Source organism: Microbacterium hydrothermale (genome assembly GCF_004854025.1).
GTDB lineage: Bacteria > Actinomycetota > Actinomycetes > Actinomycetales > Microbacteriaceae > Microbacterium > Microbacterium hydrothermale.
This window is the reverse complement of the sequence record NZ_STGM01000008.1, coordinates 39,421-55,224: the sequence shown is the minus strand read 5'-3', so window position 1 is coordinate 55,224 and position 15,804 is coordinate 39,421. Positions and strand designations below refer to the sequence as shown.

The window sequence follows — 15,804 nt, the reverse complement described above, 5'->3', positions numbered from 1 at the left end:
CCCTCGCGCGGGCACCGCCTCGGCGCCTACGGTGGCGTGATGTCGACCCCCGCCCGCGCCGCCGCCCGTGACGCGGAGGCCAACCCCGCGTTCCGCGTCGCCGCGCGCGCCGGGTACGCCGCGAACGGCGTCCTGCACCTGCTGATCGGCGGGCTGGTGATCGCCGTCGGCTTCGGCGCGCAGGAGGACAGCGATCAGACGGGCGCGTTCCGCGCCCTCGCGGCCGTCCCTCTCGGGTCGGCGGCGTTGTGGGCCCTCGCGGTCGGCCTCGTCGCCCTCGGGGGCTGGCATCTGCTGCAGGCGTTCGCTCCCCGCCACCTCACCGTGTGGCGCCGGATCGGCCGGATCCTCACCGAGGCGCCGCAGGGCGTGGTCTTCGTCGCGATCGGTCTCGTCTCGGCATCCGTCGCCCTCGGTGCGCGCCCGCGCGCCGAACAAGCCGCGGAAGACCTCAGCGAGGGCGTGCTGACGTGGTCGGTCGGCGGGTTCGTGCTCGGGACGGTCGGCGTCGCGGTGGCCGCGGTGGGCGTCGGGTTCGTGTGGATGGGGGTGCGCCGGTCGTTCCGCACGAAGGTGCGCACGCCCGACGGACCGGCGGGCTTCGCCCTCACGACCCTCGGGGTGATCGGATTCGTGACGAAGGGCATCGCGCTGCTGATCGTCGGCACGCTCGTCGTCGTCGCGGCCGTCACGGTCGAGCCCGACACGGCGGGCGGTCTCGACGGGGCCGTGTCGGCGGTGCTCGCGGTGCCCGCGGGTCCGCTGCTCGCCTGCCTCGTCGGGCTCGGCTTCCTCGCCTACGGCGTGTTCACGGTCTTCCGCGCACGGTACGCCCGCCTCGACGCGTGAGCGGCGGCCCGCGTCGAGCGGGCCCGAGCACAACGGCCGTCCGGGCCCGAGCACAACGGCCGTCCGGGCCCGAGCACAACGCAGGAGATCGGCGGCCGGCCGACGACGGCGGGCCGGTGGCCACGCCCGTGACCGCCCGACGTTCGCCGGATCTCCTGCGTCGTGCACGGCGTCGCGGGAAGCACGACCCGGGCGGTCAGTCCAGGTCGGGGTTGCGCCCCGTCCGCTCGCCCGTCTCGAGCCCGGCGATCCGCGCGCGATCGTCGGCGTCGAGCGTGAAGTCGAACACATCCCCGTTCTCGCGGATGCGGTCCAGCGACACCGATTTGGGGAACACCACGAGGTCGCGGTCGAGGTGCCAGCGGATGACGACCTGAGCGGGGGTCTTGCCGTACTTCGCGGCGATCTGCGACAGCACCGGCTCGTCGAGCAGACCACCGCGCGCGAGCGGGGCCCACGACTCGGTCACGATGCCGTGCGCCGCGTGCCAGGCGACGAGCTCGTCCTGCGGGAAGCGCGGGTGCAGCTCGACCTGGTTGACCGCCGGCAGCACGCCCGTCTCGTCGCGCAGGCGCTCCAGGTGCGGGATCGAGAAGTTGCTCACGCCGATCGAGGTGGCGCGCCCCTCCTGCTGCAGGCGCAGCAGCGCCTTCCACGTGTCGACGTACCGGTCGGCGCTCGGGATGGGCCAGTGGATCAGGTACAGGTCGACCCGGTCGAGGCCGAGCTTCACGGCGCTCTCGTCGAACGCCCGCAGCGTGCGGTCGAAGCCCTGATCGTCGTTCCAGACCTTCGTCGTGACGAAGACCTCGTCGCGGTCCAGGCCCGACGCGCGCAGTCCCGCGCCGACCTCCGCCTCGTTGCCGTAGAGGGCCGCGGTGTCGACGTGGCGGTAGCCCGCGGCGAGCGCGCCCTCCACGAGATCGACGGTGACCTCGGCCGGCACCTTGTACGTGCCGACGCCGAGCTGCGGGATCGTGGAGCCGTCGCTCAGCGACAGGCGGGGAGCGGAGATCATGGCATCCACGGTACCGATGCTTCCCCCTCCCGGTCTGCTCCCTCCCCGGTAGCCCCCTCCCCGGTAGCCCCCTCGACGACCGCGAGACGGCATCTCACCGACGAGTCGGTTGCAGCCTGCAACGGTTTCGTCAGCGAGATGCCGTCTCGCGGTGAAGAGGCGCCGGAGCGGCGACGTCAGCGGGTCAGAGCCGCCACGGCGTCATCGACCGACACCGTCTCGCGCTCGCCCGTGCGGCGGTCCCACAGCTCGACCTGGCCGTCGGCCGCGCCGCGGCCCACGATGAGGATGCGCGGGATGCCGACGAGCTCGGCGTCGCCGAACTTCACACCGGGCGAGACCTTGGGGCGGTCGTCGTAGAGCACGTCGAGTCCCGCGGTCTCGAGCCGGTCGGAGACGGATGCCGCGAGCTCGAACGCCGCCGCGTCGCGGCCGGTGGCCACCACGTGCACGTCGAACGGAGCGACCGACTCCGGCCAGATCAGCCCCTTGTCGTCGTTGTTGAGCTCGGCGATGATCGCGAGGATGCGGGTCACGCCGATGCCGTACGAGCCCATCGTGACCGTGGCGAGCTTGCCGTTCTCGTCGAGGACCTTCAAACCCAGGGCCTCGGCGTACTTGCGGCCGAGCTGGAAGACGTGGCCGACCTCCATGCCGCGCGCGAGCTCCACGGGGCCCGAGCCGTCGGGGGCCGGATCGCCGGCGCGCACGGTCGAGACCTCGACGAAGCCGTCGCCGACGAAGTCGCGACCGGCGACGAGCGACTGCACGTGCTTCTGGTCGATGTTGGCGCCGGTGATCCACGCGGTTCCGTCGACCACGCGGGGGTCGAGCACGTAGCGGATCTTCGTCGCCGACTCCTCGCCCAGAACGGGACCGGTGGGCGACCAGGGGCCGATGTAGCCCTTGACCAGGAGCGGGTTCTCAGCGAAGTCCTTCTCGGTCGCGGCCTCGACCTCGGCCGGGGCGAAGGCCACCTCGACGCGCTTGTCGTCGACGTCGCGGTCGCCGGGCAGGCCCACGACGACGAGTTCGCGCGTGCCGTCGAGGTGGGTGAGGGCGAGGACGACGTTCTTGAGCGTGTGCGCGGCGGTCCACGCGGTGGCCTCGGCGGTCGCGGGTCCGGCGATGCCGGGGGCGGGGGCGTCGAGGTGCGCGTTGGCGTGGTCGACGAGAGTCGCGATCGTGGGCGTGTTCGGGGAGTCGAAGATCACGGCATCCGGCTGTCCCTCGATCGGGAGGGCGTCGGGCACGACGGTCGTGAAGGCCTCGACGTTCGCGGCGTAGCCGCCCGCGGAGCGCACGAAGGTGTCTTCGCCGATGGGGGTCGGGTGCAGGAACTCCTCGGACTTCGACCCGCCCATGGCGCCGGCGTCGGCGGCGACGATGACGTACTCGAGGCCGAGGCGCGTGAAGATGCGCTCGTAGGCGTCGCGCTGCGCCTGGTACGAGGCGTCGAGACCGGCGTCGGTCGCGTCGAACGAGTACGCGTCCTTCATCGTGAACTCGCGACCGCGCAGGAGACCGGCGCGCGGGCGAGCCTCGTCGCGGTACTTGTCCTGGATCTGATAGATCGTCAGCGGCAGGTCCTTGTACGACGAGTAGAGGTCCTTCACCAGCAGGGTGAACATCTCCTCGTGCGTGGGCGCGAGCAGGTAGTCGGCTCCCTTGCGGTCCTGCAGGCGGAACAGCGCGTCGCCGTACTCCTCCCAGCGGCCGGTGACCTCGTAGGGCTCACGCGGCAGCAGAGCCGGGAAGTGCACCTCGAACGCACCGGCGTTCGCCATCTCCTCGCGCACGACGGCCTCGATCTTGGCCTTGACCTTCAGGCCGAGAGGCAGCCACGCGAAGATGCCCGGGGCGTTGCGGCGGATGTAGCCGGCGCGCACGAGCAGGCGGTGGCTCGTGACCTCGGCATCCGAGGGGTCTTCGCGGAGCGTGCGGAGGAAGTAGTTCGACAGACGGGTGACCACGAGAGTCGAGTCTAGGCCGCGCGGATGAGGGCCAGCGGTCGGCGGCGCGTCACTCGAGACCGCCGATCAGCCCCTCGGCGATCCGCGCCATCTCCGCCTCGGTGAGATTGCCCGTCCCGATCGAGAGCATGTTGCGGCCGGACTGCACGAGGAGGAGTTCGAAGGCCGGCGTGAATTCCGGGAAATGCCACGCGGCGTCCGCTCCCTCGACCGAGACGGCGACACCCGACATCTTCTCGATGGCCGCGGCGTCCGGCTCCGAGCCCGGACCGAAGAGGATGTCGATCACCGCCGCACTGTCGACGCTCGACCCGTTGTCGAGCGCGCAGTACCCCGCGGCCCCGTTCGCGCTCATAACGTCCCAGGCGAGCCCGAAGGGGAAGTAATCGCCTCGGTGGGGTGTCAGATCACCTTCACCGCGCGCGTCCTGAGCGAGACGCAGGACGGTTTCGCAGTCCGGCACGGCCCAGGCTCCCGGAGGAACGGCACTTCCCACACCGGGTCTCTCCTCCGCTCGCGGCCCGACTTCCGCGAGAAGCGCCGCCACCTGCGCGTCCGTCGAACCCCACGCCGAGACGACGGCGTCGCCGAACCGCGCGTCGGATCGGCAACCGAGTGCATCCAGGGAGCAGTTCGACGGAACGCCGAGCGAACCGCGCAGCGTTTCGGGCACCACATCGGAGGGGAACACGGAGACGCCCACCGCTTCGTACCCCTCGCCGGAGGCGCGCCACTGGCAGGAGATTCCGCCGAGGACCCCGGGGTCGTCCGGGGCCAGACCGTTCGCGAGCACCATCTCGACCCCGACGATCGCCGAGGCCTCCTCATCGCTCAAGACGTTCGCGCAATCGCCGCCGAACGCGTCCGGCGTCGGTGCGGTCGACGTCGCACTCGGGGTGGGGGTGGGAGTAGGGGTGGGGGTCGTCGTGGGCTCGGGCTCGATCACCGCGGCCGTCGGACTCGGCGAGGTCGCGACCTGCGGCGCGCCCAGCGTCGAGGTCACCGCCACGCCCCCCGCGATGCCGACCACCAGCACCGCGGCGATCGATCCGGCGATCCAGGCTGCCCGGTGCCCGCCGACGGGCATGATGTCACGAGCGCCTCCCATGATTCGTGCGCGCAGGGCCGCACGCTCCTCGGGCGTCAGTTCGTCGTTCATGCCCGTGCCCCTCCCATCGCGATCTCGCTGCGCAATTTCGCCCTCGCGCGGGCCAGCCGCGACTTCACCGTCCCCGGCGGGATGCCGAGGGCCTGGGCCACCTCGCGTTCGGCGTACCCCTCCAGCACCGACAGCACCACCACCGCCTGCTCTCGCTCCGGCAGCCGCTTCAACGCCTCCATCACGCCGCTGTCGTCGCGCCCGTGCACCGCCCGCGGCTCGGCCACCGGCGCTCGGTCCAGGAGCGCTCGGTACCGCCGGCTCGAGCGCTCGAGATTGCGTGCGCAGTGCGCCACCGTCGTCAGCAGCCACGGCAGCGGCGATCCGTCGACCAGTCGCACCGTCGCCCGCTTGCGCCATAGCTCGAAGAAGGCGACCGTCACGGCATCCTTCGCGTCCTCCCGATGGGTCAGCAGTCTCGAGGCGTGCCGGAACAGCCGCCCCTCGTGCCGGTCGAACAGCGCGGCGAGCGCAAGTTCGTCCCCCTGGCGTACCCGGTCCCACAGCCCGGTGTCGTCGTCATCCACACTCTGAAGTGTCCGCGAATCCCCGTTCGGTTCCCACGCGGACGAGGCCACGGATAACGAAACGGTGACGGTGGTCAGCCGGCCCGCCGCCCCACGTGCAGCACCGCGCGCGTGACGAGCCCCGCCAGCAGCGCCCAGAACGCGGCGCTCACGCCCAACACCGCGATCCCGGATGCCGCGACGAGGAACGTTACCACCGCGGGCACCCGCTCGCCGGGGTCGTCGATCGCCTGCTGCACCGCGGACCCGAAGGCCCCGAACAGGGCGACGCCGGCGACCGCGGGGATGACCCCCGCCGGAGCGAGCAGCACGATCGCCGCGAAGGCCGCGGACAGGGCGCCGAGCACGAGGTAGGTGCCCCCGGCCGACACGCCCGCGACCCAGCGGCGACGCGGGTCGGGGTGCGCGTCGGGGCCCGCCGCGATCGCCGCGCTGATGGCACCGAGGTTCATCACGTGACCGCCGAACCCGGCGGCCGCCGCCGAACCGAGCCCGGTGACGAGCATCGCCGGACGCCACGGGATCGTGTAGCCGAGGCTCTTCATCACCGCGACGCCGGGCACGTTCTGCGAGGCCATCGTGACGACGAACAGGGGCAGGGCGATCCCCACCACGGCGCCGACGGTGAGGGTCGGGACGGTGAACTCGAGCCGCGGCAGCAGCGAAGCGGCATCCGTGTCGACGCCGGTGCGGGTCAGCTCGACCGCGACGACGACGATCGCCGCGACGAAGGCGAGCGGAACCGCCCACCGCGGGAGCAGGCGGGATGCCACGAGCCACACGATCAGCACGGGTGCGACGCCCCACGGGTCGTCGACCAGGCCGACGAACGGGGCGATGCACAGCGGCAGGAGGACGCCCGCGAGCATCGCCTGCGCGATCGAGGGCGGAATCCGCGCGATGAGGGCGCCGAGCGGGGGGAACAGGGCCGTGCAGAGGATGAGCGCGGCGCAGACGAAGAAGCCGCCCACGACCGCCGGCCACCCGCCGTCGACCGCGCCGGTCGCCGCGAGCAGGGCGACGCCCGGGGTCGACCACGCGACGGTGATGGGGATGCGGAAGCGTCCCGCCAGCACGATGCATCCGATGCCGACGACGATCGAGATCGCGAGCAGCCCGCTCGCGGCCTGGGCCGGAGAGGCCCCGACCGTACGAAGACCGGTCAGCACGACGGCGAAGGTGCTGGTGAAACCGACGAGGGCGGTCACGACCCCGGCGACGAGCGGACGGGCGAGAGAGGGCGCGGGAGTCACGGTCATGGGACTCCCGACGCTATCGGAAGACCGGGCGCCGCCCCGCGACGGGCGGCTCAGGCCGTGATGACCTGCGCGGTCCCGGGCGCGGCATCCGGGCCCATCTCATCGGCGAGGCGGTTGGCCTCCTCGATGAGGGTCTGCACGATCTCAGCCTCGGGCACGGTCTTGATGACCTGGCCCTTGACGAAGATCTGGCCCTTGCCGTTGCCCGACGCCACGCCGAGGTCGGCGTCGCGCGCCTCTCCGGGACCGTTCACGACGCAGCCCATGACGGCCACGCGCAGCGGCACGGTCATGTCTTTCAGGCCCTCGGTGACGTCGTCGGCGAGGGTGTAGACGTCGACCTGCGCGCGACCGCACGAGGGGCACGAGACGATCTCGAGCTTGCGCTCGCGCAGGTTGAGCGACTGCAGGATCTGGTGGCCGACCTTGACCTCTTCGGCGGGCGGGGCCGACAGCGAGACGCGGATCGTGTCGCCGATGCCCTCGGAGAGCAGGATGCCGAAGGCCGTGGCGCTCTTGATCGTGCCCTGGAACGCGGGGCCGGCCTCGGTCACGCCGAGGTGCAGGGGCCAGTCGCCCCGCTCGGCGAGGAGGCGGTACGCCTTGACCATGACGATCGGGTCGTTGTGCTTGACCGAGATCTTGAAGTCGTGGAAGTCGTGCTCCTCGAACAGCGAGGCCTCCCAGACGGCGCTCTCGACGAGCGCCTCGGGCGTGGCCTTGCCGTACTTCTCGAGCAGGCGGCGGTCGAGCGAACCGGCGTTCACGCCGATGCGCAGCGACACTCCGGCGTCCTTGGCCGCCTTCGCGATCGCGCCGACCTGGTCGTCGAACTTGCGGATGTTGCCGGGGTTCACGCGCACGGCGCCGCAGCCGGCGTCGATCGCCTGGAAGACGTACTTCGGCTGGAAGTGGATGTCGGCGATGACCGGGATCTGGCTCTTCTTGGCGATGATGTGCAGCACGTCGGCGTCGTCCTGCGACGGCACGGCCACGCGCACGATCTCGCAGCCGGATGCCGTGAGCTCGGCGATCTGCTGCAGGGTGGCGTTGATGTTCGTCGTCGGCGTCGTCGTCATCGACTGCACGCTCACGGGGGCGTCGCCCCCGACGAGCACCTTGCCGACCCGGATCTGACGGGTCTTGCGACGGGGAGCGAGGGTCTCCGGCACGCGGGGCATTCCGAGATTCACAGCAGGCACGGGCTCAGCCTACGCCGCCCTCGCTGGACGGAGTCGGAACAGGCTGCAAATGCTCCCTGTGGTAGGTTCGGCGCCATGCGCGCGCATTTCAGCTGGTGGCCCACCGTCTAGGCGGTGAGTTCGCGTGCGACAGACCGCCCTCCCTCGGGATCCGGGCGGTCTTCGTGTTTTCGGCGGCCGCGTAGGACCCTCGCTCACAGACGGAAGTACTTCGATGACCGGGCCCGACCCCTCCTCTCCGCTCCACAGCCTCCTCGCCGGCGACGCGCCGTTCGCGCTCATCGCGCGCGACCCCGACACCGTCGAGGTGCTCACGGGCGACGTCGTCGACGTCGAGCTCCTCGCGGACATCCCCCTGATCGACGACGACGGGACCGCTCGGGAGGTCCTCGCGCTCGTCCCCTTCCGCCAGGTGCGCGAGCGCGGGTTCGTGTGCCACGACGACGGTGCGCCGCTGCGCTGCCTGGTCATCGGGGAGCGGACGGTCCTGTCGCGCGCGGAGGTCATGGCATCCCTGCCCTCCTCCCCCGTTCACCTCGAGGGAGCGGGCTTCGACATCGCCGACGAGGACTACGCCGACATCGTGCGCCGCGTGATCGCCGACGAGATCGGTCGGGGCGAGGGCGCGAACTTCGTCATCCGCCGCGACTTCGTGGCCGACGTCGACGCCGACCCGCGCGTGGCGGCGCTGACGTGGTTCCGCGCGCTGCTCGAACACGAGAAGGGCGCGTACTGGACCTTCGCCGTCGTCACCGACGGGCATGTCGCGGTCGGCGCCAGCCCCGAGGCGCACGTCAGCGCCCGCGACGGCGTGGTCACGATGAACCCGATCTCGGGCACGTTCCGCCACCCGGCGGGCGGGTCGACGGCCGAGACCCTCGCGGAGTTCCTGCGCTCGACCAAGGAGACCGAGGAGCTCTTCATGGTCGTCGACGAGGAGCTGAAGATGATGAGCGCCGTCTGCAGCGACGGCGGCCGCATCACGGGCCCGCACCTGAAGGAGATGTCGCGGCTGACCCACACCGAGTACATGCTCCGCGGGCACAGCGACCTCGATCCCCGCGACATCCTGCGCGAGACGATGTTCGCCCCCACCGTCACGGGCTCGCCCATGCAGAACGCGTGCACGGTCATCGCCCGTCACGAGACGACCCCGCGCGGCTACTACTCCGGCGTCGCGGCGCTGTTCACGCCGAACAGCGACGCCACCGGTCCGTCCCACGATCTCGACGCGCCGATCCTCATCCGCACCGCCTACCTCGTCGACGGGCGCCTGCGCGTACCGGTGGGAGCGACGCTCGTGCGTCACTCCGACCCGTACGGCGAGGTCGGCGAGACGCACGGCAAGGCCGCGGGCGTGCTCGGCGCGATCGGCGCGATCCCGCGCGACGTGCCCGTCGCCCCCGCCGAGGCGGACCCCGACGCCCCCGTCGCCGAGGGCCGACCGCTCGCCGAGGATCCCGCGATCGCCGAGCTCCTGACCTCTCGCAACGAGCGTCTCGCCCCGTTCTGGATGAACCCGCAGGACCCCGACGGTTCGGGGCCGTTCGCCGGCCGCACGGCCCTCGTCGTGGATGCCGAGGACCGCTTCACCACGATGCTCGCCCACCAGCTGCGCCACCTCGGGCTCGACACCCGCATCGTGCACTGGGCCGAGGTGACCGATGCGGAGGTGGATGCCGCCGACCTCGTCGTCTCGGGCCCGGGACCGGGCGACCCGCGCGACGCCGACAGCGCCCGCATCGCCTCCATGCACGGGGTCGTCGCGCGGCGGCTGAGCGGCTCCGCTCCACTGCTGGCGGTGTGCCTGAGCCACCAGATCCTCGCCGACCAGCTGGGGATCGACCTCGCCCCCCTCGCGAAGCCGCACCAGGGCCTGCAGAAGAGCGTCGACGTGTTCGGCGAACCGGCGTCGATCGGGTTCTACAACACGTTCACGGCGCGCGTCGCGCCCGGCACCTCGCAGCGGGGGCTCACGACAGGCCGCGGATCGGTGACGACCGAGATCATCACCGAGGTCGCGGCGGATGCCGAGACCGGCGACGTGTACGCCCTCCGCGGCCCCGGGTTCGCGAGCGTGCAGGGGCACCTCGAGTCGATCCTGTCGCGCGACGGCATGCGGACGCTCGAGCGGCTGATCTCGCACGTGCTCTGACGCACTGTCCCTTCGACGGGCTCAGGGACCACCCCGGGGCGGCTGAGCCCGTCGAAGCCCCCGGTCCACACGGCACAGGTGGCTGAGCCCGTCGAAGCCCCTGTGCGCCGCGGACTACAGCAGCTGCACCGGGTTGAAGACGTCGGCGAGGAACAGCACGCCGCCCATACCGACCAGCAGCACGACAACGACGAAGGTCAGCGGGACGAGCTTCGTGGCATCCACCGGCCGCGCGACCTTTCCGCGCATGCGGGCGAACCACCGCTTGATCCCGTCCCACAGCGCGACCACGACGTGCCCGCCGTCCAAGGGCAGCAGGGGGATGAGGTTGAACACGAACAGGGCGATGTTCAGCGCCGCGAGCAGCCCGATGATCGACTGCACGCGGGCGAGGATCGGAGCGTCGACCGCGGCGTACTCCCCCGCGAGCCGGCCGGCACCCACCACGCTGAGCGGTCCGTTCGGGTCGCGCGGCTGACCCGTCACGAGGTCGACGGCCGTGTCGTAAACGCGCACCGGAAGCTGGGTCATGATCTGCGCCACGGCCCCGACCTGCTGGATGGTCGCCTCAGGACCCACCCAGATCGGCTGCGGAACGAGGGCCGACTGCGGGCTGAGCCCGGCGAAGCCGACGCTGCGGTACTCGGGCTGACCGGAGGCATCCCGCACCGCCCGTCCGTCCGCACCGGTGACGGCACGGTCGGCCTGGACAGGGGTGAGCGTGAGGGTCTGCTGCGCACCGTCCCGCTCGACGACCACGGCGAGCGCCTGACCCGGCGAACGCTGGATGACGGCGGCGGCCTCGTCGAAGGTCGACACCGCGGTGCCGTCGATCGAGACGATGGTGTCTCCGGGCAGGATGCCGGCGGCGGCGGCGGGCGCGACCGGATCGCCCGCGGCGCAGTCGGACCTGTCGGCACCGGCGGGGATCACGCACTGCGACACGGAGGCGACCGTGGTCGTCCCCTGCGCGATGCCGATGCCGCTGACCGCGATCGCCGACAGGACGAAGGCCAGCAGGAGGTTCATGATCGGCCCGCCGAGCATCACGATGATGCGCTTGTAGACCGGGAGCTTGTAGAACACGCGGTCGTCGGCGGCGATGAGCGTCTCAGCGTTGGCATCCCGGGCGTCCTGCACCATGGTCGCGAAGAACCGCGAGCGCTTCGTCCCGGGTTCGGCGTCGTCGGGGGCGGGCGGGTACATGCCGGCCATCGAGATGAACCCGCCGAGCGGCAGCACCTTGAACCCGTACTCGGTCTCGCCGATCCGCTTGGACCACAGCGTCGGACCGAAGCCGATCATGTACTGGCCGACGCGCACGCCGAAGAGCTTGGCGGGCAGGAGATGCCCGATCTCGTGCAGGGCGATCGAGATCGCGAGACCGATCACGAGCACGAGCACGCCGATGAGGAAGGCGATCGCGGTCACCCGGCGACGATACCGCCGACAGCCTTTGAACGGCCCGTGCGGCCGCGATGCGGTGTCTGTGCGACACCGGATGAGACAATGGACGCGATGCCCAGCGACGCCCCCTCGAACCTGCCCCCCGTCCTCCGACCGGAGCATCCGCCCCGTCGCGACCTCGCGGAACTGGCCCGCCGGTGGGGAGTGCGCACGGTCGGCGACATCGACGCGACCGTCCTGTCGGGGATCACCCTCGCCACGGCCGACCTCCGCGCCGGCGAGGCCTTCGTGGCCATCCAGGGCGTGAACCGGCACGGAGCGGAGTTCGCGACCACCGCCGCCGAGCGCGGCGCGGTCGCCGTCGTCACCGATGAGGCGGGCGCCGCCATCGCGGCATCCGCGGGTCTTCCGATCGTCGTGGTCGACGACCCCCGCGCGCTGCTGGGAGACCTGTCGGCGTGGGTCTACGGCACCGGACCCGACGACGACCTGCCGCGTCTGCTCGCGACCACGGGCACCAACGGCAAGACGAGCGTGTCGCACCTGCTCGAGGGGATCCTCGGCCAGCTCGGGGTCGTCACGGGCCTGTCGTCGACCGCCGAACGCCACATCGCGGGCGAAGTCATCGTCTCGCGTCTGACCACGCCCGAGGCATCCGAGTTCCACGCCCTCCTCGCCCTCATGCGCGAGCGCGGCGTCGAGGCCGTCGCCGTCGAGGTCAGCGCCCAGGCCCTCACGCGTCACCGCGTCGACGGCCTCGTGTTCGACGTCGCCGGCTTCACCAACCTCACGCACGACCACCTCGACGATTACGCCGACATGCGCGAGTACTTCGAGGCGAAGCTCCCGCTCTTCCGCCCCGACCGCGCCCGCCGCGGCGTGGTCTGCCTGGACTCCCCCGCGGGCGCCGAGATCGCCGCGCGCGCCGAGATCCCGGTCGTCACCATCGCGACCCCCGCGATCGCGCACGATGCCGGTGTCGGTGCCGGTGCCGGTGCCGACTGGACCGTCGACATCGTCGACGAGCGCCAGGAGGGCACCGAGTTCACCCTCTCCGACGGCAAGGGCCGCTCGCTGACGACGGTGGTGCCGGTGATCGGTCGGCACATGGCCGCCAACGCCGGACTCGCCATCGTCATGCTGCTCGAGGCGGGCTACACCTGGGAGCACCTGTTCAGCACCCTCGACGGCGAGCGCATCGACGCGTCCCTCCCGGGACGCACGCAGCTCGTGTCCGGCGCCGAAGGCCCCGCGGTGTACGTCGACTTCGGGCACTCCCCCGACGCGTTCGAGAAGACCCTCGCCGCGGTCCGCCGCGTGACCCCCGGCACGGTCGTCATGCTCTTCGGCGCCGACGGCGACCGCGACGCCACGAAGCGTCACGACATGGGCCGCACGGCGGTCGAGGGCAGCGACATCCTCATCGTCACCGACCACCACCCCCGTCACGAGAACCCGGATGCCATCCGCACGGTGCTCGTCGAGGGTGCACGCCTCGCGCGTCCCGACGCCGAGATCCTCGAGTTCACGCCGCCCGAGCGCGCGATCCTCGAGGCCGTGAAGCTGGTCGGCGAGGGCGATGCGATCCTGTGGGCCGGCCCCGGACACCAGGACTACCGCGACATCCGCGGCGTGCGCACCCCGTACTCGGCGCGCGAACTGTCGCGTCGGGCCCTGCGCGCCGCGGGGTGGGCCGTGCCGGACCCGCAGTGGCCGGTGCCCTACCCGGCCGACAGCACCCCGTCGTCTGACCCCGAGCGCCCGGTCGACTTCCCCGCCTGACGCCTGCGGGCGAGGCCGGCGCCGCTCAGCTGGTTCCCGTCGCCTCCGCTGCACACCTCCGGCATATTCGCACTGAGAGCCGCGAAAACCGCCGTCAACGACGTTCGTGCAGGAGTTGTGCAGGCCCCGCCCCGCAGCCGCAACCGCGGCAACCGCAACGACCCTACTCAGGCCGAGCGCCGACGCCGCCGCCCGAGCCGCACACCTCCTGCAGATCCGCACCGCGAGCCGCCGAAACGGCGGTCAGAGACCTTCGTGCAGGAGTTGTGCAGGCGTCAGCGCGCGGCGATGATCTCGTCGGCCGTCCGCCGCGCCCAGGCCTCCGCCTCGGCGAGCGACTCCCGCGTGAGGGTCGCGGGCGGCTCGTGCCGGTCGACCACGCGTTCGATGAGGTCGACGATCCCGAGGAAGCTCAGACGCCCCTCGTGGAAGGCGTCGACGGCCTGCTCGTTCGCGGCGTTGAACACGGCGGGGAAGGTCGCCCCCGCGCGTCCCACGCGCTTTGCGAGCGCCACGGAGCCGAAGGCTTCCTCGTCGAGGGGCTCGAACGTCCACTGCGAGGCGGTGGTCCAGTCCAGGGGTGTCCCCACCCCGCCGACGCGGTGCGGCCAGTCGAGGCCGAGCGAGATGGGCAGTCGCATGTCGGGCGGCGATGCTTGGGCGATGGTCGAGCCGTCGACGAACTCGACCATCGAGTGCACGATCGACTGCGGGTGGACGGTGACGGCGATGCGGTCGTAGGCGACGTCGAACAGCAGGTGCGCCTCGATCACCTCGAGGCCCTTGTTGACCAGCGTCGCGGAGTTCGTCGTCACGACGCGTCCCATGTCCCACGTGGGGTGGGCGAGCGCCTGTGCGGGCGTGACGTCTCCGAGCTCGTCGCGCGAGCGCCCGCGGAAGGGACCTCCGGATGCCGTGAGCACGAGCCGTCGCACCTCGTGGGCCGCCCCGGAGCGCAGGGCCTGGGCGATCGCGGAGTGCTCCGAGTCGACCGGGACGATCTGGCCGGGGGCGGCGAGGGCGGTGACCAGCTCTCCCCCGACGATCAGCGACTCCTTGTTCGCCAGGGCGAGGGTGCGTCCCTCCTCGAGGGCCGCGAGCGTCGGGCCGAGTCCCACGGACCCGGTGATGCCGTTGAGCACGACGTCGGCCTCGACGTCGCGCACCAGCTGCTCGGCCTCGATCGCCCCGAGGGCGAGGTGCTCGACGCCGAATTCCCGCGCCTGCGCCTCGACGCCGGCGCGGTCCGACCCCGCCGCCAGGCCGACCACCTCGAAGCGGTCGGTGTGGGCCCGGATGACGTCGAGCGCCTGGGTGCCGATCGAACCGGTGGAACCGAGGATGAGGACGCGGCGCATGCCGTCAGCCTACTGAGCCGCGACGCGACCCGTGCCCGCCCGAGTCGTGCGGGCCGGACCGCACCCCGCATGCCGCGGGGCCACGGGGACGCCGCGGTGCGGGGGCTTACTGCGCGGCGGGGGCGTGCTGCACGCCGAGGATGTCGACGACGAAGACGAGCGTGGCGCCCGCCGGGATCGAGCCCTGCGCCTGGTCGCCGTAGCCGTCGGCCGGCGGGATCACCGCGAGCACCTGCGACCCGACGGTCTGCCCCTCGAGGGCCTTCTTGAAGCCGGGCACGACGGCCGTGGTGGCGAACTGCGTCGGAGCGCCCTTGTCCCAGCTCGAGTCGAAGACGGTACCGCCGTCGTAGAGCACGCCGGTGTACTGCACGATCACGGTGTCGCCGGGGTTGACCACGTCGCCCGTGCCCTGGCGCAGGTTCTCGATGCGCGTCTCGGTGGGCGCGGGGGTGCTCGGGACGGTGATGGTGGGGGCGCCGTTGTCGGCGAAGGTCACGGTCGGCATGCCGTCGACCGGGGCGACCTCGGCGCCGTCGGCGCGCGTCGGCAGCTCCGCGATCGCGTCGGCCACGAGGACGTACGCGGGCGAGCCTTCACCCAGGATGCCGGCGGGGAAGGTCGACACGGTGCGCGAGCCGACCGGGACGCACGACACCGCGGCACCGAAGATCTGCTGGGAGTTGACGATCATGTCCATGCCGGAGGGGTCGGACGTCAGCGAGTCCAGGACCACCTCGCCCGTGGCGGCGTCGAGGACCGTGTAGTTGGCCTTCACGATGTCACCGGACTGGATCTCCTGCCCGGTGCCCTCGATGAGCGTGCTGCGCTGGATGTCGCTGGGGGCGAAGCCGTCGGGACGGGTCACCGTGACGGGGCCCTGGAAGTCGCCCGACACCTCGAGTCCCGCGGGGACGTCGCCGGTGAAGGGGGTCTGGCACGCGCCGGCATCCGGGGTGGCCGTGGCATCCGGCGTCTGCGCGTCGGTGGACGAGCCGGAGCATCCGGCCAGCAGCAGCACCGCGACGGCGGCGACGGACAGGGAAGCGATCGGGCGGAAGCGCACGGGAGACCTCTCGGAAGAAGACGGGAAGCACCCATCCTCGCGCATCCGG

12 protein-coding genes are annotated in these 15,804 nt (G+C 71.9%); 3 read left to right on the top strand and 9 right to left on the bottom strand.

Annotated features, from left to right (window positions below):
* Positions 1–39: 39 nt before the first annotated feature.
* A complete protein-coding gene (locus FB047_RS14280) occupies positions 40–849 on the top strand; it encodes a DUF1206 domain-containing protein (protein WP_136587879.1) in 810 nt (269 codons plus the stop codon).
* A 196-nt stretch (positions 850–1,045) separates the two neighbouring features.
* Here the strand turns inward: FB047_RS14280 and FB047_RS14275 are convergent, their stop codons facing one another.
* The 6 genes from FB047_RS14275 to ispG form a co-directional block, all read right to left on the bottom strand.
* Positions 1,046–1,867 carry an aldo/keto reductase gene (locus tag FB047_RS14275; RefSeq protein ID WP_136587878.1) on the bottom strand — a complete coding sequence of 274 codons (822 nt, stop codon included), beginning with the start codon at positions 1,865–1,867 and terminating at the stop codon, positions 1,046–1,048.
* Between the two features lie 176 nt (positions 1,868–2,043).
* On the bottom strand, positions 2,044–3,840 hold the full coding sequence (locus tag FB047_RS14270; RefSeq protein WP_136587877.1) for a proline--tRNA ligase: 1,797 nt from the start codon (positions 3,838–3,840) through the stop codon (positions 2,044–2,046).
* 49 nt (positions 3,841–3,889) lie between these two features.
* Positions 3,890–4,999: a hypothetical protein gene (locus FB047_RS14265; RefSeq protein ID WP_136587876.1), complete on the bottom strand. Its 1,110-nt coding sequence runs from the start codon at positions 4,997–4,999 to the stop codon at positions 3,890–3,892.
* On the bottom strand, positions 4,996–5,526 hold the full coding sequence (locus tag FB047_RS14260) for an RNA polymerase sigma factor (RefSeq protein WP_167494256.1): 531 nt from the start codon (positions 5,524–5,526) through the stop codon (positions 4,996–4,998). The genes FB047_RS14265 and FB047_RS14260 overlap by 4 nt, the downstream gene beginning before the upstream one ends.
* A 74-nt stretch (positions 5,527–5,600) precedes the next feature.
* Entirely contained in the window at positions 5,601–6,785 is a 1,185-nt protein-coding gene (locus FB047_RS14255) for a benzoate/H(+) symporter BenE family transporter (RefSeq protein ID WP_136587875.1), read from the bottom strand.
* Positions 6,786–6,835: 50 nt separating this feature from the next.
* Positions 6,836–7,987, bottom strand: a complete 1,152-nt coding sequence (ispG, locus tag FB047_RS14250) for a flavodoxin-dependent (E)-4-hydroxy-3-methylbut-2-enyl-diphosphate synthase (RefSeq protein ID WP_205823045.1) — start codon at positions 7,985–7,987, stop codon at positions 6,836–6,838.
* 214 nt (positions 7,988–8,201) lie between these two features.
* Between ispG and FB047_RS14245 the strand changes: the two genes are divergently transcribed.
* Entirely contained in the window at positions 8,202–10,142 is a 1,941-nt protein-coding gene (locus FB047_RS14245) for an anthranilate synthase family protein (protein ID WP_136587874.1), read from the top strand.
* A gap of 114 nt (positions 10,143–10,256) precedes the next feature.
* Here FB047_RS14245 and FB047_RS14240 read toward each other — a convergent pair whose 3' ends face one another.
* The gene (locus FB047_RS14240) at positions 10,257–11,573 is read right to left on the bottom strand and encodes a M50 family metallopeptidase (RefSeq protein WP_136587873.1); all 1,317 of its coding nucleotides are present in this window, start codon (positions 11,571–11,573) and stop codon (positions 10,257–10,259) included.
* Positions 11,574–11,660: 87 nt separating this feature from the next.
* Here FB047_RS14240 and FB047_RS14235 point away from each other — a divergent pair, with 87 nt between their 5' ends.
* Complete coding sequence (locus tag FB047_RS14235; protein WP_136587872.1) at positions 11,661–13,331, top strand: Mur ligase family protein; 1,671 nt, start codon at positions 11,661–11,663, stop codon at positions 13,329–13,331.
* A 275-nt stretch (positions 13,332–13,606) separates the two neighbouring features.
* On the opposite strand, the gene dxr is transcribed toward FB047_RS14235, so the two are convergent.
* A complete protein-coding gene (gene dxr, locus FB047_RS14230; RefSeq protein ID WP_136587871.1) occupies positions 13,607–14,689 on the bottom strand; it encodes a 1-deoxy-D-xylulose-5-phosphate reductoisomerase in 1,083 nt (360 codons plus the stop codon).
* 106 nt (positions 14,690–14,795) lie between these two features.
* On the bottom strand, positions 14,796–15,755 hold the full coding sequence (locus FB047_RS14225) for an FKBP-type peptidyl-prolyl cis-trans isomerase (RefSeq protein ID WP_136587870.1): 960 nt from the start codon (positions 15,753–15,755) through the stop codon (positions 14,796–14,798).
* Positions 15,756–15,804 lie beyond the last annotated feature (49 nt).

Excerpts from the sequence above, each read along its gene's own strand:
- FB047_RS14280 (WP_136587879.1), top strand. The coding sequence starts at position 40 with ATGTCGACCCCCGCCCGCGCCGCCGCCCGTGACGCGGAGGCCAACCCC.
- FB047_RS14275 (WP_136587878.1), bottom strand. The coding sequence starts at position 1,867 with ATGATCTCCGCTCCCCGCCTGTCGCTGAGCGACGGCTCCACGATCCCG.
- FB047_RS14265 (WP_136587876.1), bottom strand. The coding sequence starts at position 4,999 with ATGAACGACGAACTGACGCCCGAGGAGCGTGCGGCCCTGCGCGCACGA.
- FB047_RS14255 (WP_136587875.1), bottom strand. The coding sequence starts at position 6,785 with ATGACCGTGACTCCCGCGCCCTCTCTCGCCCGTCCGCTCGTCGCCGGG.
- FB047_RS14245 (WP_136587874.1), top strand. The coding sequence starts at position 8,202 with ATGACCGGGCCCGACCCCTCCTCTCCGCTCCACAGCCTCCTCGCCGGC.
- FB047_RS14235 (WP_136587872.1), top strand. The coding sequence starts at position 11,661 with ATGCCCAGCGACGCCCCCTCGAACCTGCCCCCCGTCCTCCGACCGGAG.
- dxr (WP_136587871.1), bottom strand. The coding sequence starts at position 14,689 with ATGCGCCGCGTCCTCATCCTCGGTTCCACCGGTTCGATCGGCACCCAG.